Source organism: Psychrobacter sp. PSi21 (assembly GCF_054960615.1).
The window spans coordinates 128,947-151,104 of sequence record NZ_JBHNYR010000006.1 but is presented as its reverse complement, the minus strand read 5'-3'; the positions used below and the strand labels follow the sequence as shown (position 1 = coordinate 151,104).

13 protein-coding genes are annotated in these 22,158 nt (G+C 46.0%); 8 read left to right on the top strand and 5 right to left on the bottom strand.

Annotated elements, in window-relative coordinates:
• The first annotated feature begins 117 nt into the window (after positions 1–117).
• From ACFI32_RS06070 to ACFI32_RS06045, 6 genes are all read left to right on the top strand, one after another.
• Entirely contained in the window at positions 118–2,208 is a 2,091-nt protein-coding gene (locus tag ACFI32_RS06070) for a flotillin family protein (RefSeq protein WP_462625615.1), read from the top strand.
• Between the two features lie 252 nt (positions 2,209–2,460).
• On the top strand, positions 2,461–8,565 hold the full coding sequence (locus tag ACFI32_RS06065; protein ID WP_462625614.1) for a DNA repair ATPase: 6,105 nt from the start codon (positions 2,461–2,463) through the stop codon (positions 8,563–8,565).
• 34 nt (positions 8,566–8,599) lie between these two features.
• Positions 8,600–9,139: a hypothetical protein gene (locus ACFI32_RS06060; protein WP_462625613.1), complete on the top strand. Its 540-nt coding sequence runs from the start codon at positions 8,600–8,602 to the stop codon at positions 9,137–9,139.
• A 67-nt stretch (positions 9,140–9,206) separates the two neighbouring features.
• On the top strand, positions 9,207–9,350 hold the full coding sequence (locus ACFI32_RS06055; protein WP_462625612.1) for a DUF2256 domain-containing protein: 144 nt from the start codon (positions 9,207–9,209) through the stop codon (positions 9,348–9,350).
• Positions 9,351–9,453: 103 nt separating this feature from the next.
• Positions 9,454–10,017, top strand: coding sequence for a hypothetical protein (locus ACFI32_RS06050; RefSeq protein ID WP_462625611.1), 564 nt, complete (start codon positions 9,454–9,456; stop codon positions 10,015–10,017).
• Positions 9,950–10,228, top strand: coding sequence for a DUF2256 domain-containing protein (locus ACFI32_RS06045; protein ID WP_462625610.1), 279 nt, complete (start codon positions 9,950–9,952; stop codon positions 10,226–10,228). The genes ACFI32_RS06050 and ACFI32_RS06045 overlap by 68 nt, the downstream gene beginning before the upstream one ends.
• A gap of 33 nt (positions 10,229–10,261) precedes the next feature.
• Here ACFI32_RS06045 and ACFI32_RS06040 read toward each other — a convergent pair whose 3' ends face one another.
• From ACFI32_RS06040 to metH, 4 genes are all read right to left on the bottom strand, one after another.
• Positions 10,262–11,344 carry a hypothetical protein gene (locus ACFI32_RS06040; RefSeq protein WP_462625608.1) on the bottom strand — a complete coding sequence of 361 codons (1,083 nt, stop codon included), beginning with the start codon at positions 11,342–11,344 and terminating at the stop codon, positions 10,262–10,264.
• A complete protein-coding gene (locus ACFI32_RS06035) occupies positions 11,337–12,344 on the bottom strand; it encodes a nucleoid-associated protein (RefSeq protein ID WP_462625607.1) in 1,008 nt (335 codons plus the stop codon). The genes ACFI32_RS06040 and ACFI32_RS06035 overlap by 8 nt, the downstream gene beginning before the upstream one ends.
• A gap of 454 nt (positions 12,345–12,798) precedes the next feature.
• The gene (locus tag ACFI32_RS06030; protein ID WP_462625606.1) at positions 12,799–13,728 is read right to left on the bottom strand and encodes a bile acid:sodium symporter family protein; all 930 of its coding nucleotides are present in this window, start codon (positions 13,726–13,728) and stop codon (positions 12,799–12,801) included.
• Positions 13,729–13,934: 206 nt separating this feature from the next.
• Positions 13,935–17,726, bottom strand: coding sequence for a methionine synthase (gene metH, locus ACFI32_RS06025; protein WP_462625642.1), 3,792 nt, complete (start codon positions 17,724–17,726; stop codon positions 13,935–13,937).
• 590 nt (positions 17,727–18,316) lie between these two features.
• Between metH and ACFI32_RS06020 the strand changes: the two genes are divergently transcribed.
• On the top strand, positions 18,317–18,871 hold the full coding sequence (locus tag ACFI32_RS06020; RefSeq protein WP_462625605.1) for a fasciclin domain-containing protein: 555 nt from the start codon (positions 18,317–18,319) through the stop codon (positions 18,869–18,871).
• Positions 18,872–19,072: 201 nt separating this feature from the next.
• Positions 19,073–19,726, top strand: coding sequence for a fasciclin domain-containing protein (locus ACFI32_RS06015; protein WP_462625604.1), 654 nt, complete (start codon positions 19,073–19,075; stop codon positions 19,724–19,726).
• 126 nt (positions 19,727–19,852) lie between these two features.
• On the opposite strand, the gene ACFI32_RS06010 is transcribed toward ACFI32_RS06015, so the two are convergent.
• Entirely contained in the window at positions 19,853–21,388 is a 1,536-nt protein-coding gene (locus ACFI32_RS06010) for an alanine/glycine:cation symporter family protein (protein WP_462625603.1), read from the bottom strand.
• Positions 21,389–22,158 lie beyond the last annotated feature (770 nt).

The window sequence follows — 22,158 nt, the reverse complement described above, 5'->3', positions numbered from 1 at the left end:
ATCGTTTTTAACAGTACATTGAATACCAAACGGGCAGCCCGCAGCGCCTAAGACTATAGTCATGACCATCACAACCGTGGCAACGCTTATTTTGGTGTTCAATTTAAAGGAATAGATATGCAAACACTTATTTTCATTGTTGTGGGGTTGATAGCGTTAGTGATCGCTGTCATGGCAGCGCTGCTGATGCTCAAAGCCTTTTATATCAAGGTTGAGCAGGGTACAGCGCTGATTATTAACGGCGTGAACAAAATCGCCGTACGCTTTGATGGTGGTTTTGTCTGGCCGGTCATCAACAAAAAAGAGCTGATGAAAATCTCGCTGATCACCCTAGAGGTGGACAGACGCGGCAAAGAAGGCTTGATTTGTGCTGATAACATGCGTGCTGACATCACCGTTGCATTCTACCTACGGGTGAATGAAACCGAAGAAGACGTACTCAAAGTCGCCAAGTCGGTTGGTGTCGATCGCGCCTCAGACAAGGTGGCGGTCAATGAGCTGTTTAATGCCAAGTTCTCAGAAGCGCTCAAAACCGTTGGTAAGCAGATTGACTTTGTCAAACTGTTTGAAAACCGCAGTCAGTTCCGTGACAGCATCGTCCAAGAAATTGGCAATGACTTAAACGGTTATGTGCTAGAAGATGTGGCGATTGACTACTTGGAGCAAACGCCCAAGTCATCGCTCGATTCTAGCAACATCTTGGATTCTGAGGGTATCAAAAAGATCACTCAGCTGACTGCGACCCAAAACGTCATCACCAATGAGCTTGAGCGTGACGAAGAGTTGGCCGTTAAGAAAAAGAACGTCGAGACCGTCGAGGCCATGCTGGAGCTAGAGCGTCAAGAAGCCGATGCCAATGCCAAGCAGAAACGCGAAATCTCAACCGTTATCGCTCGCGAAACGGCAGAAACGCGCAAAATTGAAGAAGAAGAGCGCAAAAAGTCTGAAACAGCGATCATTATTGTGGAGCAGGACTTAGCCATTCAGCGTGAAAACCAGCAGCGCGAAATCGAAGTGGCAGAGCAAAACCGCTTGCGTGCGGTCATCATCGAGCAAGAAAAAGTCACCCGCGCCCGCGACTTAGAGGTCGTCTCGCGTGAGCGTGAAGTAGACTTGCAGCGTATCGAAGCTGAGCGCTCGATTGAGCTTGAGAAAAAAGAAATCGCCAATGTCATTCGCGAGCGTATCGCCGTTGACAAAACCGTGGCGCAAGAAGAAGAGCGTATCAAAGAGGTACGCGAGGTTAGCGAAGCGGATCGTTCTAAGCAAACCCGCGTCCTCGCTGCCGAAGCCGATGCTGAAGAGCTCAAAGTACGTCAAGTCAAAAAAGCTGAGGCCGAAGAGCTATCAGCCAAGCACAAAGCGGTCGAAATCACCACGCTTGCCAATGCCAATCTAGAAGCCAGCGCTAAAGATGCCGAAGCCAAAATCAAAATGGCAGAGGGTATCAAAGCAGAAGAATCAGCGCACGGCTTTGCTGAAGCGGCAATTCAAGAAGCCAAAGCCGCCTCATCTGAAAAAGAAGGCATCTCTAAAGCCAACGTCGTCAAAGCCACCGGTCAAGCGCGCGCGCAGTCTGATCGTGATATTGGTATGGCTGATGCTGAGGTTATCGTCGCTCGTGGTGAGTCCAAAGCCAAAGCGGAACGCGAAATCGGCATGGCTGATGCTGCCATCATCGCAGCACGCGGCGAATCTAAAGCAAAAGCCGATCGTGACATTGGTCTGGCAGATGCAGAAATCATCGCAGCACGCGGTCATTCAAATGCACAAGCTGAGCGTGAAGTGGGCTTGGCTAAAGCCGAAGTTACCCGCGAGCACTTCAAAGCCGAAGCCGATGGCTTGGTCGAGAAGTTCAATGCCATGGGTAGCATGAGCAAAGAGGCACGTGAGCATGAAGAGTTCCGTATGAGCCTCGAAACAGCCTTGCAAGAAGCCTTGGCATCAATTGATGCAGGTAAAGAAATCGCCAAAGAAAACGCCGAAGTCTTGTCTGTGGCGCTACAAAAAGCCAAAATCGATATTGTTGGCGGTGAAGCGCACTTCTTTGATAACTTTGCCAAATCTTTGTCAATCGGCAAAGCCATTGATGGTCTTGCAGGCAAGTCTGATACGCTAAGCGGTATCATGAACACCGTCATGGCCAGTCAAGCGATGAGAGCCAACAAACCAGCTGACAGCAATACCAACCATGATGGTAATGCGTAAGCCAAGCAGTAACCCAGATGACTGTCCTCATCATTGATCAGTCATCTAGCATCATTGATCAACTGCAATCATCAGACCGTGCGCCAGCTGTCCTCAGCTGGCTCATCTAAATGTACGTTATGCTGTATGCATCATCGCCGCCTAACGTGTCTTTAGATGAGCCAATATTCGCCGTTAACCTATATGGGTTATCAGCGCTTTGGCGGTGACTGATATTTCTGATTGCCTAAAAACATAAGTGGACAACGACCAATGGCAGATACACAAAACCAAAACTCGACAGACAGCCAAGACCTTGCAGGACAAGCCGATCAAGCAGTCGCAGCAGGCAATGCTTATGAGCTGATCAAAAAACGTCTCACTGAGCAAGGCGGACGGCTTGAGCAGCAGACAGCGACGCTCAACCAGGCGCGTTTGACGGAGTTTGGTAGTACCCAAATGCAGGTGATTGCTCGTACGCGCATTCGCACCGAGCACAACTGCGTGGCGCAAGATATGGTGCAAGTGGGTCACTATATGCTGTTTGGCTACAATGTCTTTATGGGCTTAAAGCGCGCTAGCAGTATCAAAGACGTGTTGTCGCTGTATCGCTTGAGCGAACCTGCAGACGGTGAAGAAGAGTATGGACTCGAAGAAGTTGACTTACACGGCACCTTTTTGGATCAGCCTGCCTTTGTCCAAGATTTTAATGAGCTATACCGCTATTACAAGCAAACGCGCCTGATCCAGCTGAGGGTCAAAGACAGCAAGCTGCTCATGGCCTTTCAAATCGGTGAGCGCATCACTGATATTCGTGTGTTTCGCTTTGCTCTAGACTTTAGCGAGGGCACGCCAGAGGCGGCGCAGGTCGCGTATGTGGACAATCGCGGCGAGCGTGATATTGAGCTGCCGCCAGCCTATGATTTTGATTGGATACAGACCACCCGCGATCAGATGATCAACGGCAAATATCCACATATGAATATCTTAGATACGATATTCGTCGAAACCGTAGGTGGCAGTTTGACCATCAAGATTGAGGACAATACTCAATCAGGACTGGGTATCTATAGCGAACCCGTCAATGACCGCACCCAGTCCCTGACCGATGCGCAAATTGACTATGCCAAAGTGGGTAGCCTCATTCTGCTCAAGATTTTGCCGTATCGTGAGGAGCAGTACCGCTATTTTGTCTACAACACCTTAACCGAGGCGGTACTGAGGCTTGATGCCATCGGGCAATCTTGCGTGCAGCTGCCTGAGGATCACGGTATTATCTTCCCTGGTGGCTATTATTTGCAGACAGGGGAGCACAAGCTGTTTGGCGACCAGCAGCAAGAGGATATGGACTTACGTTTCAAACGTAAAATTGTCTCGCCAAATGGCGAAGACGTTTTGTTTTTATTCTATGACGTGGCGCTTGGTGTCACTGGTTTGTTTCCATATAACATCATTAAAAAACAGCTGGCCAACCCCATTTATTGTAATGGTATGGCGCTTGCCGATAGTGGTCGTTTGGTGCTGTTTAGTGCCCAAAGCGAGCCTTCACGCATTCATCCAATGCAGATATGGCACACGCCTTATGCGTCGCATGAGTATGTCAGCGAGTTGCCTGAAAGCACCAGCTTTTATGGCAAAATCGGCAACAAAGAGCTGGTGCGCGGTATTTCTGACCTCTACAGTATCACTCGCCTGATCAACAACCAAAGCGTGTCACAAAAGCTCTATGAAGAGCTGGCCAATACCAGCAGTCGTCTGTTTGACAGCTATTACTGGTTGTCTGAGCCTGAGTTGAACGACGTGGCGAGCAGTATTAAAGACGTGACCGCCACTGCTGAGCTGGTCATTGATGAGTTTGCCAAAGTCCAAAGCATCCAAAAACAAACCCAAACCGCACTTGCTGATGCCGAAACCAAGCAAAAAGCCATTCTGCGACAAATCAAAATCACCACCTTTGACTCTGCCAGCGACTATGTCGATCAACTGGCGGCGCTAAGACGACAAAAAGGGCATCTGGTCAGCTTAGAGGATCTGCGCTACCTCGACACGAACGCGCTATCTACGATGCACAAAGAGCTGGACACCGCCGAGCAAGAGCTTGCCGAGCAAACCGTACAGTATCTGAGCGGCGAGGGCGCACTGGCAGGATATGAAGACATCTTAGCGGACGTCAGCGAGCGCATAGAGACGGCTGACACCAGTGCCGAGCTGCAACCTGTGCTCGATAACATTGATAATACCGCAGAAGGTCTGGATCTACTCACCGAGATGCTGGGCACGCTCGATGTCGCCGATGCCACGGTACGCACCCAAATCATCGATGATATCTCAGGCATCTATGCCCGCTTAAACCAAAGTAAAGCCAAGCTCGGTCACAAGCGCAAAAGCTTCGGCTCTGCCGAGGCCGTCGCGCAGTTTGGCGCGCAGTTTCGCCTATTTGGGCAGTCGATTGCCAATGCGTTGTCGATTGCCACCACGCCCGAAAAATCTGATGAGCAAATGGCCAAGCTCCTCGTACAGCTGGAGGAGCTTGAGAGCCAATTTGCCGATCCTGAAACCAACAGCGGCGATCAGTTTTTATCTGACATCATCAGTAAACGTGAAGAGATTTACGACACTTTTGAAAACCACAAGCAGCAGCTGCTAGATGCGCGCAACCGTAAAGCGCAAAACTTAGGCGACGCGGCAACCCGAATGCTAGAGAGCATCAAAAAGCGCACGCAAAGTACAGGGGTGACTGGTTTTAGTGATGATGAAGCGCTCAATACTTACTTTGCCTCAGATGGTCTGGTACAAAAAGTACGCCGCATCGCCAAAGACTTGCAAGAGATGGGCTTTAGCGTCAAAGCTGACGATATCGACGCGCGCCTCAAAGCCATCCAAATTGAAAGCTATAAGAGCCTAAAAGACAAATCAGACCTCTTTGAATCGGGCGGTCAGGTCATCAAACTTGGCAAACATCGCTTTTCGGTTAACACCCAGCCGCTAGATTTGACCTTGCTGAGCCGTCAGCAATCTGATGGCAAGCGCGTGCTGAATCTGCATTTAACAGGCACCGACTACTATGAAACGCTGGACGATCCTGAGTTAAACGCGCTACGTCCTTATTGGGACATGAACATGGCGTCTGAGTCTGATACCGTCTACCGCGCCGAGTATCTGGCCTATAGCATCATCGAAAGCGCCAAAAATAACCAAGACGGCCTCACTGAGGCGCGCTTATATCAAGCCTATGATGACAGTATCGTCATGCATGGCACCAATGCCGAGCAAAGCACGCTGGCCAGTAACAGTCCGCTGGCAAGTCTGGTCAAGGCCTACGCTGCGCCGCGCTATCAGCTGGGCTTTGAAAAAGGCATCCACGACCATGATGCCACGCTGTTGCTACTGCACATCTTGCCGACACTGCGCGGTGCAGGTTTATTGATCTATACGCCGCCAGTACGGGCACTGGCGCAGCTGTTTTATTGGCAGCTGACTCTGGTACAGACGCTTGGTCTGCCAGCACTGTTGCCGTTTGGTTATGACAGCTGGCTTGATGCCCAAACGCTAACGGCTATCGGTAACTGGCGTGATCGCGCCATCACCGCTGAGCAGCTGCGCCGCAGTTTGGGCAGTGATACCGCCAAAACCTTGCTCGTTGATGATATGCGCCGCGTCATGCGCGATTTTGTGAGCGCCTATGCGGACACGTCAAATAACGCTGCTCAGCCTAGTGACCATAACGCGACCGCGCCTAGCGATATTTTTGAGACCAGCCACGTTGACCTTGCCAGTGAATACTTGGTTACGGTCATGGGTCAAATCGCGGTACAAACGCCTGCCAGCAGCAATGCAATAGGCAGCAGTCTGAGCAGCTATCGCGGTAATGACGATGATCAACAGCATGCCACCTGGCAAACCAGTCAGCAAGCGCAAAAGCTGTGCGACATGCTGGTCAATACCTTAAATAATGGTCAAAATAATGCCAGCCTTGAGCAATTACAAAGCGCGATTGGCAAGCTGAGCTTTGAGCCAAAAGCTGCCTATGCCTTGCTTTCTACATGGTTCTTTGCCTTGCTCGATCAAAAGTATGGCAGTCACCATGATGCCAATCATCATACTGATGATGCCGCGACCGAAGAGTCGATGAATGAAGCAGCCCGCGCCGCACTTGCAGAAAAACAAGCCGAGCGTGCCCAAAAGCTGGCTGTCGGGCAGCATTATGTGCCTGAAGCGATTGCTATTTTGCTCACGCAACTGAACGATACCCAGCGCGCAGCACTACATACGCGCTTACAGGCGCAGCAAGCATCACCAGCAGATCCCGAAACAGGTACGGCATCGGCTACCAGCAGCTTTAGTCGCTCAATAAGCGCGCAGCCAACAGCAGCCATTCACAGCTTTAATCGTGATACCGCCAGTGTGTCGCTACAAATCCAAGTACCTCATTTGCTTGGTGAGCATGAGCGTATTCATCAGCAGACGTTAAGCTTTGCCGTCGATGACTTTTTAAGCCGCCTGCATTATCATCAAAGCCGCATCATCCCTGCCTACAAGCGCTATCTGACCATGCGCTCTGAGATGCTACATGACGCGCGCGAGACGCTCAGGCTCGACGAGTTTATGCCGCGTCCGCTGTCGTCTTTTGTGCGTAACCGCCTGATTAACGAGAGCTATCTGCCGCTGATTGGTGACAACCTCGCCAAACAGATGGGTACGGTCGGTGATGACAAGCGTACCGATTTGATGGGCATCTTAATGATGATCTCCCCACCAGGTTATGGTAAGACCACCTTAATGGAGTATGTCGCCAATCGCTTGGGTTTGATTTTTATGAAGATCAACTGCCCATCGCTTGGTCATGATGTCACCTCTTTAGACCCAGAAAAAGCGCCTAATGCCACGGCAAGAGAAGAGCTCAATAAGATCAACCTCGCTTTTGAGATGGGCAGCAACGTCATGCTGTATCTCGATGATATTCAGCATACCCATGCCGAATTTTTACAAAAATTCATCTCGCTCGGCGATGGTACGCGCCGTATCGATGGCGTCTGGCAGGGTAAAACCAAGACTTATGACATGCGTGGCAAAAAGTTTTGTGTGGTCATGGCGGGTAACCCGTATACCGAAAGCGGCGAAGCCTTTAAAGTGCCAGACATGCTCGCCAACCGAGCTGACATCTACAACCTCGGCGACATCATGAGCGGCATGGAAGATATCTTTGCCTTAAGTTATATCGAAAACGCCTTAACCTCTAACGCCATCTTAGCGCCGCTGGCCAACCGTGACCTGACCGACGTGCACCGCTTTATCAAAATGGCGAAAGCCATTGATGCTGACACTGCCAACAGTGCCGCGCTACTACAAGCGCAAAGCAGTGAGCTGAGCCATCCTTATAGCACCTCAGAGATCAATGAAATCCTTGCCGTCTTGCGTCATATGTTTAGCGTGCAGCAAGTGGTACTGGACGTCAATCAGGCCTATATCGCCTCAGCCTCGCAAGATGACAAATACCGCGTCGAGCCAGTATTTAAACTCCAAGGCAGCTATCGCAACATGAATAAAATGACCGAGAAGCTATCGGCCGTCATGAATGATACAGAGCTGGATCAACTGATCGACGATCACTATCTGGGCGAGTCGCAGCTGCTCACCACGGGCGCGGAGAGCAACCTACTCAAGCTGGGTGAGATGCGTGATACGCTAGACGCTGATGAAGCCGAGCGCTGGGCGCAAATCAAAGCCGATTTCTTGCGTAACAAGGCCATGGGCGGTGACGATGGCGACACTGGCGCGCGTATCGTCGCTCAGCTGGCGGATATGGCGATTGGCTTTAAAACCATCGGTCAGCAGGTCGAAAGCTATCTTAGCCAGCCGCCAAGCCAAGCACCGCAAACCGAGGATACGGCTCAAGCCGCATTTATCGCCCAACTCGACGCCCAAAAAGAGTCGCAACTGGCGGCGCAGCAACTGCTGGCGGATAGCCTAATCAATAACGCCAAAGTGGTCAGTCAAAGTATCGATAATGGCTTCGTGCAGAGCATGAATAAACTGAGCGAGCTGTATCAGCATGAGCAGCAGCAGGGTAGCCAGCAAGTGGAGCAAAACCGCAATATACAAAAGCAGTTGATGCTCAAACTGGTCAGCGCCATCGAGCAGTTGGCGACGCAGCAAACGCGTGACGCCTCGGTAGACGTCAATCCATCTGCCAATGAGACAGCCGCTATGGATACCAACCAGCAAACCGCCATCATCGCCAGCGCTTTGGAGCAAGCGCTCGCGCCGCTGACCACACGTATGGATGAAAAGCTGATACTCGATAGCAATACTGAACAAACGGGCAAGCTAATCGTCAGCTGTCTCAATCGCCTTAATAAAATATTTGAAGAAGATTAAGGTGTGTATGAGCGACCGTGGAGCGTAGATTATCGTGAATATTATCAAGCGAACGTTTCATTCAGACCCACACATTCGCTACGCGCGTGAGATAAAAAAAGGCACCATCCACGTCAAAAAAAGAGCAGAGATGGATAAATGGCGTTATTACTGCTGGTGTCTGTGTGTGAGCCTAAGGGGTATAAAGAACTTTTGGCTAATTCTTGTGATGGTGAGTATTCTTGCTCTGAAAGCGTGGATATATTGGCTAACCTCTCAGGAAGGCTGGATTTATTTCGAGGGTATGTCAAGAGAAAGGCGGATTCATTTACTGCTTATACTACCGTTCACCTTGTCTTTGTGGGCTACGCTGATAGCGTGCATTTTTATGGGGAAAAACGAATTAAAAAGGTTAAAGGCATGGCATATTCAAGTGGCATTTTCCAATCGCAAGTATATTGTTGCCAAACGTCGTGACCCAAAGCTGGTTAAATATCGAAGATTGACGGTTCAGTTTTTTATAGTGGTATCTGTGCTTGCCTGTATATATACGCTGGTGTCTTTTGATTGGATGCTGATATTTTCAGATACCTAGCACACCGCAATGGATATGGATTCACGCTACTGAACACGCCAACAATCGATAGAAAAAAGGTATCACCGTGGCACATAAAAAAGTAAACTTACCGCAAAAAACCTACCCCGTCTGCCAGCGCCCATTTACGTGGCGTAAGAAGTGGGAAAAGGATTGGGAGCAGGTGGTGTACTGTTCTGAGCGGTGTCGGCGGACGAAAAACCGCGATTAGTTTTGCAAGGTATAAGTATTTGATTTAAGCGTATCTAATAATAAGGATACGCAACTGCATCTTAGCTTTGTAAAGCTTGTTATTAGCTCATAAAGGAATTTTGATGAAACGACTATCTGTAATCGTATGTAGCGCTATACTTACTCTTTCTGGCTGCACTGCATACAAAGGACTTAGCGAAAAAAATAGACAAAAAGTCATAAGTAAAAGTCTGGTGTCTGTGGAAGAGCGTGATGCTATTTTGGCAAAAGTCGAAACCCTACCTAAAGTAGAGAGTAATCAACCAAAATGGTTGCTGGTTAAAGAGTACGATAATATTTTACTTTCAGGTCACGAAATGACCCAAAGTTATTTGGATGTCAATAGTGTGTTGCAATTTAAAAATGTCGCATTCGGTAAGGTTAAAACAATCAGTCCTACCAAAAATTACTCAGTAACTACTTATCGCGTATTTTGCCAAGACGGATATATTAGAAAGTATGAAGTCACTCACTATAATGAAAATGGTGAAAAAAGATCTGATTTTTTATCATCGCTATCTAAAGATGCCTATGATGAGCATATAGCACCTAAAGACGAAAACATGGCAAAAAGCATATGTGCCTTGGCAGGATTTTATAAGGGAATGGACCCAAACCTGCCATCGATATCAGCACCGTTTAAATAGCAAAAGTCATCTTCAATGGCTTACAGAGTTAACGGTTATAAATGCGATTGAAGATGAAAATTATAATGATGACCTTTCGGAAATAAATCTACCCCAAAAAACCTGCACCGTCTGCCAGCGTCCGTTTACGTGGCGGAAGAAGTGGAAGAAAGATTGGGAGCAGGTGATTTATTGTTCGGAGAAGTGTCGGCGTAAGGGCAGAAAAGATTAAAAGCTAGTAAGTATAAATGATAAAAATCTAAATTTATTTGAAAAATAGAAATAATATAATAATTGATATTGTTAAAATTAAGTTAAATACTTGGTAGGCTATTATTATGTTTTTCATATTACCAATGTTTTTAGTCAAGCAACGCTTAGGCTTAGATATTTTTTTATCTGTAACTCCGGATTCTACTTCAATAAGAGCGATTTTGTTTCTTATCTCAGTTTCTAAATTATTAACATTGGAGTATGTTTTTGAGGTCACAAAGTAGTTAAATGTTGACCACACAATAAGAGTCAATACTACAAAAATAAGAGAAATATATTCACTTTGAAATTTTGATAGCAAATATATATATACACCAAACTGTAATGGTATAGCCATTACCTTGCTATGAAAACTGGATGTTAGATTTTGTAATTTTTCAATGTAGTCAAGGAGGTCTTTATCAAATTTTCTTTCAAACTCTTCAAAAGAAAAATTATGTTGATAAAGACTTAAAGCATTTTTTGCATTTGATATCAAAAAATCAAAATTATTAAGAATTGTATATAAGTCTCTTTTAGGCTTATCAGATAGAAATTTAGCTATAGAGTCCTTAAAAAAGTTTGGAAAGTTCTCTGTGTCCATTAGTTGTTCTAGGGTCTCAAAATCTAAATCACGACTAAGACTATAGTAGTTACTTCTTCTAGAGTCAGGTAAGTAATTTATATCTATTTTTCCATAAGTTGTTGAAAGTAAGAATAGGTTTTTATCTAATTTGTCGTCAAAATCTATTATTTCGCTAGATAACAATATCTTTTTTATATGTAAAAAATACTGGATATTTTTCAACATATAATTTTGAGTTATATTTTCATTCAATATAATATATTGGAGAGAAGCGTGTATAGTTTTAATATGCTTTAAAGCATCATTGAGGCTTTTAAAAATTACAACTCTATTGTTTTCTAGCTTTATTTTTGTTGCGTTTCCTTCCGTATTATAATTTATGCCAAAGGAGTCCAGAAGATTTTTATCTATTGGATATTTATTACTGATTAAGATTTCTCTAGAGATGTTAGAAGTATCATTGTTTAGACATCTTTCTAAAAAATCTATGAGATTTTCGATATCAGTCATCGTAATCATCGCTCCTATTCTTCTGCTCATCGATAATTCTAACTAATTCTTGTGACTTGATAATGATAGTTTCATCATCTAAAACCTGAATATCAGTTTCATTGAATTTATCGTAATTTGCTTGTAACAAAATGCCATCAGCTTGAGCAGTGATTTTGTAGAATTTCCTTAGAGACTTGCCTTTAACTTTGAATTCATGACTAATTTCTATACCTTGAGCATCACAATAGTTTATGATTTTTTCTGGATCTTCAAAAAGGTAATCGCTTAAGCTTCTGATATTAATTAGACGATTGGTTTGATTTTTAGCATAATTGTAGACCTGTCTTTTTATTTCATCCCTATCTAAACCTTCCTCTATATCAATATTATTTATAATTCCAAACAAATTCTCTGCATCAATGCTTTCTGAAATAGGATTAGAAATACCTATCCAATTTATAAAGTAACTTGAAACTTCGGTGTTGCCTTTGACTAATTGTAAATGTCTAGAATCTGGAATATTCAATAAGTTATCTATGTTAATTCTCACGCCCATAGCAAAGTGATTGACATCAAGATAATGAACAAGCTCTACTTCCCAACTATTATCAGGGTTCTGAAACTCTATATTAGAACCTGTTGTTTTGCGGACGAAAAAAACACCAAGATATCGATAGTTACCTGACTGATAGAGAGTAAATACTAAGTATCCCCCCTTAGCATTCGGCACATTAAAAATTTGTTGACGTAGAATTCTACATAATAATTGTGATTTATCTAATAAATCGATATTATTAAAGTCGTTAATTGTTAGTCTAAAACCTGAAGTTGTATCCGACAATGTTGCTCTATTTATAGTTCTTTTCGTAAAAGCATTATTAAGTGTCTCTACTATCTTAACAATTTGCTCATTTGAAACGTCCAAATAACTGTCACTTTCAATCAAAGAGGTACTTTGCTCATCGTTAGTACCTTCTTCCTTTTCTATTTTATGAACTACTACACTTAATATATCCATACTTAAGCCTTTATTAGGAATGTCAGGAAAGACTTATAGTTTATATTAACTTAGTATAATTTTGGATATAAAATTGAATATTGTTGACTAAGGTGTCAAGTACCTTATTAGAGTTATCGACAGTAAATCGACTTCCTGAGAATCAAATAGACTGTTGACTATCTATACAATGTTACGGTAAATATGGGGGTAAGTACACGTAAAAAAGTGGCATTCACGACAGCAGATGTCGTCGCGATTTTACTCTAAATAATAAGAAATACTAAGCTAAGTAAAGCATATGTTATGCATGACTATAAATGTAGTTGTGAATGATAGGATATTTAACAACTATCCTCACAAATTCGTATTCCACCACTTTTCATTCTTTACTCTTAGTTCAAGCCTCTAAATATTTACGACTGATTCCATAAAAGTCAAAGCATTTACAATAAAGACACAACCAATAAAATCCCTACCTAGCATCTCTCTTAGCAAAAATATTCGCAACCAGCGCACCGCTAAAGTTATGCCACACACTAAATATCGCACTCGGTAAGGCAGCGACAGGGTTAAAGTAAGTCGCCGCAAGAGCAGCCCCCAGACCAGAGTTTTGCATGCCCACTTCTACCATAATGGCGCGGCGCTGTTTCTCCGTAAATCCAGACAAGCGCGCGATCCCATATCCCAAGGTATAACCCAGCATATTGTGTAGAGCCACGACGACAAAGACGATCGCGCCACTATCTAAGATAGTCGCTTTAGACACCGCGACTACGGCCGCGATGATAATTGAGATACCCAATACCGATACCATCGGCAATACCTCGGTGACGAATGCGATCTTTTTACCCAAAAACTTATGAAAGACAACGCCTAGTAATATGGGCAAGATGACGATTTTGGTGATGGTTATCATCATACTGGCTAGGTCAATATCGATCAGCTGACCGGCAAACACATTTAATAGAATAGGGGTCAAAAAGGGCGCAAGTAGGGTAGAGATGGAGGTAATGGCGACACTTAGTGCCACATCGCCTTTTGCCAAAAACGTAATCACATTACTTGACGTACCGCCAGGGCAACAGCCTACCAAGATGACACCGATCGCGATTAGAGGGTCAAGGTTAAAGATGACCGTCAATAGGTAAGCAATCAGAGGCATGAGCGTGAACTGTGCCAACAATCCGACCAGTACAGGCTTGGGGCGTTTGACAATCTCTAGGAAATCTTCGGTTTTGAGCGTCATACCCATGCCAAACATAATGATGCCAAGTATCGGCACGATCAAAAAAGCCAATGAAGCAAAGAAGGTAGGAAATAAAAAGCCCAGCACGGCACTGACCAATGCCCAGATTGCAAAGGTTTTGCCAATCCAACTAGAGAGTAATGCAATCTGATTCATAGTCTGTCTCAAAATAACGAAAAATGAAGTAGACAATAATCTAGCACGGTTATTGCTATTAAATGATAAAAGTATTTTGCTATGACCGTAGCGATAAGTTTGCTGACAGCCAATAGAGAGCGCCATAAAAAATGGCTTACTCATATTAAATGAATAAGCCAAAAAATAGCGATAAATGATTTAAGTGTTAACTGAGTTTTGAAAATCTACAAATTCGGATTGAGCCATTTCTCCGCCGTCTTGATATCCCAGCCTTTACGCTTGGCATAGCTCTCTAACTGATCACGACTGATCTTACCGACGTTGAAATACTCACTATCAGGATGCGAATAATAAAACCCGCTGACTGAGGACGCAGGCCACATCGCATAGCTTTCGGTGAGTGTCGTACCGATAGCCTCTACCGTACCGAGCCAGTTAAACAGCTTGCCTTTTTCGGTATGCTCAGGGCAAGCAGGGTAGCCAGGGGCAGGGCGGATGCCGACGTATTTTTCTTTGATCAGCTCATCATTACTGAGCGATTCATCGGCCTGATAGCCCCAGTAGTCCTTACGGATCAGCTCATGCAGATGCTCGGCAAAGGCTTCAGCAAGACGGTCGCATAGCGCCTGCACCATAATGGCATTATAGTCATCGCCCGCCGCTTTATAGTTCTCTGCCAGCGCTTCTGCCCCAACGATAGAGACGGTAAAGCCGCCCAGATAGTCGGTATGCGTCTCTGATGGCGAGATAAAGTCGGCGAGGCTGAAGTTTGGTTTGCCGCTGGCTTTGTCGCTTTGCTGGCGCAAGTGCTCAAACTGATACGTTGGGTTGCCACCATTTTGTGGGTCATTATCATATACAGTAACGGTGTCCGCGCCCGTACGGCGGGCAGGCATGAGCGTAAAGACGCCTTTGGCCACGATTGATTTTTCCTCAATCATTTTTTGTAGTAGTGCTTTTGCATTATTCAAGAGGTCTTGCGCTTCTTCACCGACGATTTCATCTTGTAGTATTTTGGGGTATTTGCCTGCCAAGCCCCACGAGATAAAGAATGGTGTCCAGTCGATGTAGGGCAGCAGGTTGTCCAGTGGATAGTCATCAAGTACGGTTTGCCCAAGCTTATTGGGCACAGGCGGGGTGTAATCGTCCCAATCGTCTGTAAAACCCTGATCGATAGAGTCGGCGTAGTTGAGCTTGGCCGCCTTAGGCTGACGCTTGGCGAGACGTTCGCGTACTTTGATGTATTCTGCGCGTGTCTCAGCAATCAGTGCTTTGCGGTTTTCTTTTGAGAGCAGTTTGGTCACCACGCCGACCGAGCGCGAGGCGTCGGCGACATAGAGTACGGCATCATTGTGGTATTGCGGCTCGATTTTAACGGCAGTATGAGCTTTTGAAGTGGTTGCGCCGCCGATCATCAAGGGTAGGCTCATACCGCGTTCTTGCATTTGTTTGGCGACATAGACCATCTCGTCAAGGCTAGGGGTGATGAGCCCTGACAGGCCGATGATGTCGACTTTTTCCTTGATGGCGGTATCAAGGATTTTGTCGCACGGTACCATGACGCCCAGATCAATGATGTCGTAGCCATTACAGCCAAGCACCACGCCAACGATGTTTTTACCAATATCATGGACGTCACCTTTGACGGTTGCCATCAGGATTTTACCTTTGGTTTCGCCCTCAACTTTTTCTGCTTCGATATAGGGGTTGAGCCATGCGACGGACTGTTTCATCACGCGCGCAGACTTGACGACCTGCGGCAAAAACATTTTGCCCGCACCGAACAAGTCACCGACGATGTTCATGCCATCCATGAGTGGCCCTTCGATGACCTCCAGCGGGCGGTCATATTTGAGGCGTGCCTCTTCGGTATCGGCGTCGATATAGGTGGTGATGCCTTTGATGAGGGCGTGGGCGATACGTTTTTCGACTGTGTCTTCACGCCATGACAGATCGACGGTGCTGTCTTTTTTCTTACCACCAGAGTGATAGTTTTCGGCAACGGTCATCAGGCGTTCGGTGGCATCTTGACCACTCTCGCCTTGGTTGCGGTTGAGCATCACATCTTCGATCGCATCACGAGCCTCGGTCGGGATATCGTCGTACAGCTCAAGCATGGCGGGGTTGACGATACCCATGGTTAGGCCGTTTTTGATGGCATGGTATAAGAAGACGGCATTGATGGCTTCACGAATAGGATTACCGCGAAAGCTAAAGGAAACGTTAGAGACGCCGCCTGAGACCATCGCATTTGGTAGGTTTTCGGTGATCCAGCGTGTGGCGTTGATAAAGTCGGCGCCATAGTTGTTGTGCTCGGTGATGCCTGTCGCCACGGCAAAAATGTTAGGGTCAAAGATGATGTCCTCAGAAGGAAATCCCACCTCATCGACCAGCACATCATAGCTGCGCTGTGATATCTCGATTTTGCGCTCGTAGGTATCTGCTTGTCCGTCTTCATCGAATGCCATCACAATGACTGCCGCGCCATAGCGCATACACAGGCGCGCTTTTGCGACAAACTCATCGTAGCCTTCTTTTAAAGAGATGGAGTTGACTACCGCTTTGCCTTGGGTACGCTTGAGGCCTTCTTCGATGATGTCCCATTTTGAGGAGTCAATCATCAGTGGTACGCGGCTGATATCTGGCTCACCTGAGACAAGGTTGACAAAGTGAATCATCGCCTGCTTGGAGTCGAGCATGCCCTCATCCATGTTGATATCGACGATTTGCGCGCCGCCCTCAACCTGATCGCGCGCTACATCGAGCGCCTCGGTATAGGCTTCGGTTTTGATCAGGCGCAAAAACTTCTTAGAGCCTGTGACATTGGTACGCTCACCAACATTGACAAACAGACTGTCTGGCGTGATGTTAAATGGCTCAAGTCCTGATAAGCGGCAGGCGGGGGCAATGGTCGGAATCTGACGCGGCGGAAAACCTGCCACCATATCAGCGATATGGCGGATATGATCAGGCCTCGTCCCGCAGCAGCCGCCGACGATGTTCAGTATCTCCGCCTTGGCAAAGCCTTCGAGCAGCGCGGCCGTCTCTTCGGGCGTTTCGTCATACTCGCCAAACTCATTGGGCAAACCGGCATTGGGATGCGCGGACACGTAGCAGTCGGCGATATCCGATAGCGTCTGAATGTGTGGTCTGAGCGCATCTGCCCCCAAGGCGCAGTTAAAGCCAACAGACAATGGCTTGGCGTGGCGAATGGCATTATAAAAGGCCTCTGCCGTTTGGCCTGATAAGGTGCGCCCAGACGCATCGGTAATCGTGCCCGAAATCATAATCGGCAGCTCAAAACCAATGTCATCAAACACCCCCAGCACCGCAAAAATAGCGGCTTTGGCATTGAGCGTATCAAAAATGGTTTCAATTAAAATCAGATCCACACCGCCTTCGATCAATGCCAGCGTCGCTTCACGGTAGTTGCGCACCAATTCATCAAAGGTCACGTTACGGTAGGCAGGATCATTGACATCAGGAGAGATGGAGCAAGTGCGCGAGGTAGGGCCGAGCACGCCTGCGACAAAGCGCGGCTTGTCTGGGTTTTTAGTGCTGTACTCATCCGCCGCTTCACGCGCCAGTTTGGCAGCAGCCTTGTTGATTTCTGGCACCAGATATTCCATATCATAATCCGCCATCGACAGCCGCGTGCCATTAAAGCTATTGGTCTCGATGATGTCCGCACCTGCTGCCAGATGATCACCATGAATCTTTTTGATCATCTGCGGCTGAGTAAGCACGAGTAGGTCGTTATTACCTTTGACGTCTTGCTCAATATCAGCAAAACGCGCGCCGCGATAGTCCGACTCTTCTAATTTATAAGTCTGAATCTGCGTACCCATTGCCCCATCGAGCATCAAGATGCGCGCCGCCAGCTGCTCGGTGATACGCGTGCGTACCGTCAACTGCTGCGCTTTAAACGGGAAGTCATCAGGCGGTGTTAATACAAAATCATCGGCTGCCATATCGAGGATAGGCGTCAGGGCGGTATCGGTCTGCGAAGTGGTCATTAAAGTCATAAAAACGCTGCTTATAGAGTCAAAATTACGATGAGGAAAAAAGAACAAGGATAAATTATCTTAGCACGAAACCTCTCTGACGTTTGCGCTGTCTGTGACTGCGCCTTTATGCCAAATGAATAAAGCTTGGTGTAAAAAATATCCATAAACTATTGTCAGATAACTAAGTCATGTTTCTGTTTTAAAAATAGTAATAAAAATGAGATAAATCGTAGGCAAACGGCATTAAAGATTGCGCCATTTTTAGCCCATGTAGTGATAAACGATTGAATAAGGGACACGGCTTCATCAGTTAACCAAAAATGCCATCTTTACACCAAACTGATACGCACGGCTCAAAAAACCAGTAACGCTTACATGTGCATTACAAAAAGTAGCGCAATGTTAAATGTTATCTGGCGCTTATATGCTAGTTTGAGTTCATAAGGTTGGATGCTTATTAAAGACAGCTTAAAGATATCGTTCATTATTTTGCCGTTTTAATAAAAAAGGTCAGTGAGAGGCGTTAGTTGCTTCTATTGGCTGCCTTAGAAGCAACAATGATTACCATCAATAAGACAACAACTATTAAGGATGATCCTATGAAACTGACCAAACTTGCTGCTATTGGTACACTTGCCCTATCAGTTGCAGGCCTAAGCGCATGTAACAACATGATGGCCCACGACAAGATGCCCATGAGCACCTCAATGCACGACAACGCTATGAGCAAGATGAACGTGGTTCAAGTGGCACAAAGCAACTCTGATTTTTCAGTACTGGTCGAAGCCGTGCAGGCGGCGGGTCTCGGTAGCATGCTGTCAGACCCCAACGCCCATTACACCATCTTTGCCCCGACCAATGATGCGTTTATGAAATTGATGAAAGAAACAGGCATGACCAAAGCGCAGCTACTTGGCGATAAAGCAATGCTAAGAAAAGTACTGGGTTATCACGTGATTAACGGCAATATGGCGGTCTATGCCAAAGACGTTAAGCCAGGTAAGGTGACGATGGCCAGCAATGACATGCTTATGGTCACCCCGCAAGGCATGCTGATGGATGAAAACGGCCGTACTACTAACATTATCAAGACCGATATCAAGGCAAACAATGGCGTGGTACACGTGATTGATCGCGTTTTATTACCAAAATAAATCACGTCTAACTCTGTTTACCAGCACGATTTTGATTGCCAATACTGGATAAGTCGGTATTGGCAATTTTAGACTAAAGCGGCAGTGTTGCGCCGTTTACTATAACCACGACAACAGCGCAACAGAATGACCAGCAACCATGTCAAATCAGATGGTAACGCTTTGCCTTTTTTACTGACGATAACGAAACAAGGATATACCATGTTAAATTTAAAAACGACGCTATTGCCATTGGCTGTAGCCATGACTGTATTGCCACTCGCGGCTTGTAGTAACAATGATACTGCAGAAGTCGAGACGCCCGCAGAGGTTGAAGCACCAATGACGGCCGATCAAGACATGACGCCTGAAGCTGACGTGGTGGTGGCTGAGCCTATGCCTGAAACCGAGACTATGGTTGAGGTTGATCCAGTGGCCGAAACCGACACGATGGCGACGCAAAGCATTGCTGAAATGGCGGCGGCCAATGACAATCTGACCGTACTGACTGCTGCACTTAAAGCGGCTGGCCTAGATACCATGTTGATGGAAGGCGGCAACTACACTGTATTTGCCCCAACTGATGACGCTTTTAATGCCTTACTCACCAAAATGGATATGACCAAAGAAGAGCTACTGGCCGATACCGACACGCTGAAAAAGGTATTGCCATACCATGTGGTACCTATGGTCGTTAAAGCCGCTGACATTCCTTATGGTGATGATATTGAAACCGCTAATGGTGGCACCATCTCCATCAGTGATGCCAACGTCATCACTGATGCGAAAGGCAACACAGCCAATATTGTTGGTACAGACATGATGGCGACCAATGGTGTGGTGCATACCATTGATATGGTATTGATGCCCGAATAAGTCGAGTAGCGCTACTGGCTATGAGCACCAGCCATAGCAATGATAATAAATTATCGATTCAACTAAAAAGCCCAGCAATCATGCTGGGCTTTTTAATACTAAGACTTTATTCAGGCTTCAAACGTTTTATTTTGGCTCTTTATGCAATGGGTTCTTTTGCGCTTCTAAGTGACGAGCTTCCCAGTAAGGCGCGTTTTTGATACCGAATTTGGCAGGATCAAAGGTGTAAGTCTTAACGCCTGCTTTACGCTGGGCTTCATAGTCTTTAAGGATATCCATGGCTGGACGAGCGATAAAGAAGATGATAAGAATACCAATGATGTTGAGCCATGCCATAAGGCCAACACCGATATCACCGATACCCCAGATGTAACCTGCTGAGTTTAGACCACCATAAGCAACCATCGCCATGATCAAAATCTTCACAAGCACCAAGCCGATCTTGTTCGCACCGCGACTAAAGAAGCGGGTGAGGTAAGCGACGTTAACTTCAGCGATGTAGTAGTAGGCCAAGATGGTGGTAAAGGCGAAGAAGAATACCGCGACGGCGATAAAGGTATCACCAAAGGCACCATAGACCGACTCCATCGCCATCTGCGTAAAGGCAGGCGCGTTGATCTCTGTTGATGCAGGGACGTTCTGTACGATAAACTCACCATCAGGTAACGTGCCTTGAATGTTGTACGTGCCCATGGTCAAAATCATAAAGGCAGTCGCAGAACAAACGAGAAGTGTATCGACATATACTGAGAACGCTTGTACCAAACCTTGCTGTGCAGGGTGCTCAACTTCAGCAGCAGCTGCAGCGTGAGGGCCTGTACCTTGACCCGCTTCGTTAGAGTAAACCCCACGTTTCACACCCCAACCGATCGCCGCACCAAAACCTGCTTGGGCAGTAAACGCATCCCCAACAATCATGCCAAATACTTGAGGAATCATATCAAAGTTAGCAAACATGATGATCAAGGCAAGGATGATGTAACCAAGCGCCATGAAAGGAACGGCAAACTCAGTAAAGGTTGCGATACGTTTGATACCGCCAAAGATGATGATACCAAGTACCACAAGGATGATACCCAAGGCCAATAGACGCATAGAACCAACATCAGCACCCATGAAGTTCATGGCCGTTCCTTCACCCATGACCTGAGTGAACGCGTTGATAACGCCGTTTGCTTGTACGCCGGGTAAGAACATACCACAGGCTAAGATAGAAGAGATAGCGAAGACGACACCGTACCACTTTTGCCCTAGAGCACGTTCAAAGTAATACGCTGGGCCACCACGGTATTGACCAGTGATGGCATCTTTTTCTTTATAAATCTGAGCAAGCGTGGATTCGACATAAGCGGTAGATGCCCCCAAAAAGGCCACCACCCACATCCAAAATACCGCACCTGGACCACCGAAACCGATTGCCGCAGCCACACCTGCAATGTTACCCATACCCACACGACCAGCGAGTGAGACGGCAAGTGCCTGAAACGATGAAATACCATCATTACTAGATTTACCACTAAAGAGTAGGCGAACCATCTCGCCGAATAAACGCACTTGCACAAAGCGCGTCAGTATGGAATAGAACAAGCCTGCGCCCAAGCAAAGATAAATCAATGCTGGGCTCCAAATAATTCCATTTACTATGTTGACTAAACTTTCCATATATATGTTCCTCGAACTGTCTCAAAGTGGCAGTATTAAGCGTCGATAATCTTAATCAATTGCCTATCAACGGACTTAACCACTGAGGATGGATCTAAGTTGTCTGTCTCTATCCGCTGGGCTTATTGTTTGCACTAGAACCAAGAGGTTGGTGCTGATCTTAGCTGCGGTCGCAATTCCCTATGCTGGTTTTGTATCTGCGGTCCCTCTGTCACCCCAATAAGAATGGGCAAGCAGTAAATAGACCAGCGGATAAAACAGGTGCCTATATCATGAGATAACGGTCTCAATGACAATCGTATCTGACTTAATTTAAATTGAATATGATTGATATGCACTTGGTGTTAGACTTCTATAAAGTATTTGAGATAGCAAATATGTTATAAATCTACTACCAAATGTATGCAAACCATACGGTTTCGTAACTGCAATTTGCCACAATTTGATATTAATTACTAGGGATTTTTTTCACCCAATCAGGTTTTAGTTTTCTAAAAACCGTATCAAATATCATTAATAAACTAAAGTATTCCACTAATGATCGGTATTGGCTTTTTCTAAAACGAAGAGCTCAAAAGTGATAGCGGCAATGGTTCTTGATATCGATATTTTGCCTTCATTTGTCATCATCACCATTCATAAGCACAAACTGGCGGTTATAAATTGTTGATACAAGATGTGTCAACGGGTCAATAGCGCGCTATGCTTAGGTATCGTGAGCACTTGCGGTTGTGTTTTGGTAACGATGAATTGTAAAAACCAAGGTATGT

Excerpts from the sequence above, each read along its gene's own strand:
- ACFI32_RS06050 (WP_462625611.1), top strand. The coding sequence starts at position 9,454 with ATGAAACGACTATCTGTAATCGTATGTAGCGCTATACTTACTCTTTCT.
- ACFI32_RS06010 (WP_462625603.1), bottom strand. The coding sequence starts at position 21,388 with ATGGAAAGTTTAGTCAACATAGTAAATGGAATTATTTGGAGCCCAGCA.
- ACFI32_RS06040 (WP_462625608.1), bottom strand. The coding sequence starts at position 11,344 with ATGACTGATATCGAAAATCTCATAGATTTTTTAGAAAGATGTCTAAAC.
- ACFI32_RS06070 (WP_462625615.1), top strand. The coding sequence starts at position 118 with ATGCAAACACTTATTTTCATTGTTGTGGGGTTGATAGCGTTAGTGATC.
- metH (WP_462625642.1), bottom strand. The coding sequence starts at position 17,726 with ATGACCACTTCGCAGACCGATACCGCCCTGACGCCTATCCTCGATATG.
- ACFI32_RS06020 (WP_462625605.1), top strand. The coding sequence starts at position 18,317 with ATGAAACTGACCAAACTTGCTGCTATTGGTACACTTGCCCTATCAGTT.
- ACFI32_RS06030 (WP_462625606.1), bottom strand. The coding sequence starts at position 13,728 with ATGAATCAGATTGCATTACTCTCTAGTTGGATTGGCAAAACCTTTGCA.
- ACFI32_RS06015 (WP_462625604.1), top strand. The coding sequence starts at position 19,073 with ATGTTAAATTTAAAAACGACGCTATTGCCATTGGCTGTAGCCATGACT.
- ACFI32_RS06035 (WP_462625607.1), bottom strand. The coding sequence starts at position 12,344 with ATGGATATATTAAGTGTAGTAGTTCATAAAATAGAAAAGGAAGAAGGT.
- ACFI32_RS06065 (WP_462625614.1), top strand. The coding sequence starts at position 2,461 with ATGGCAGATACACAAAACCAAAACTCGACAGACAGCCAAGACCTTGCA.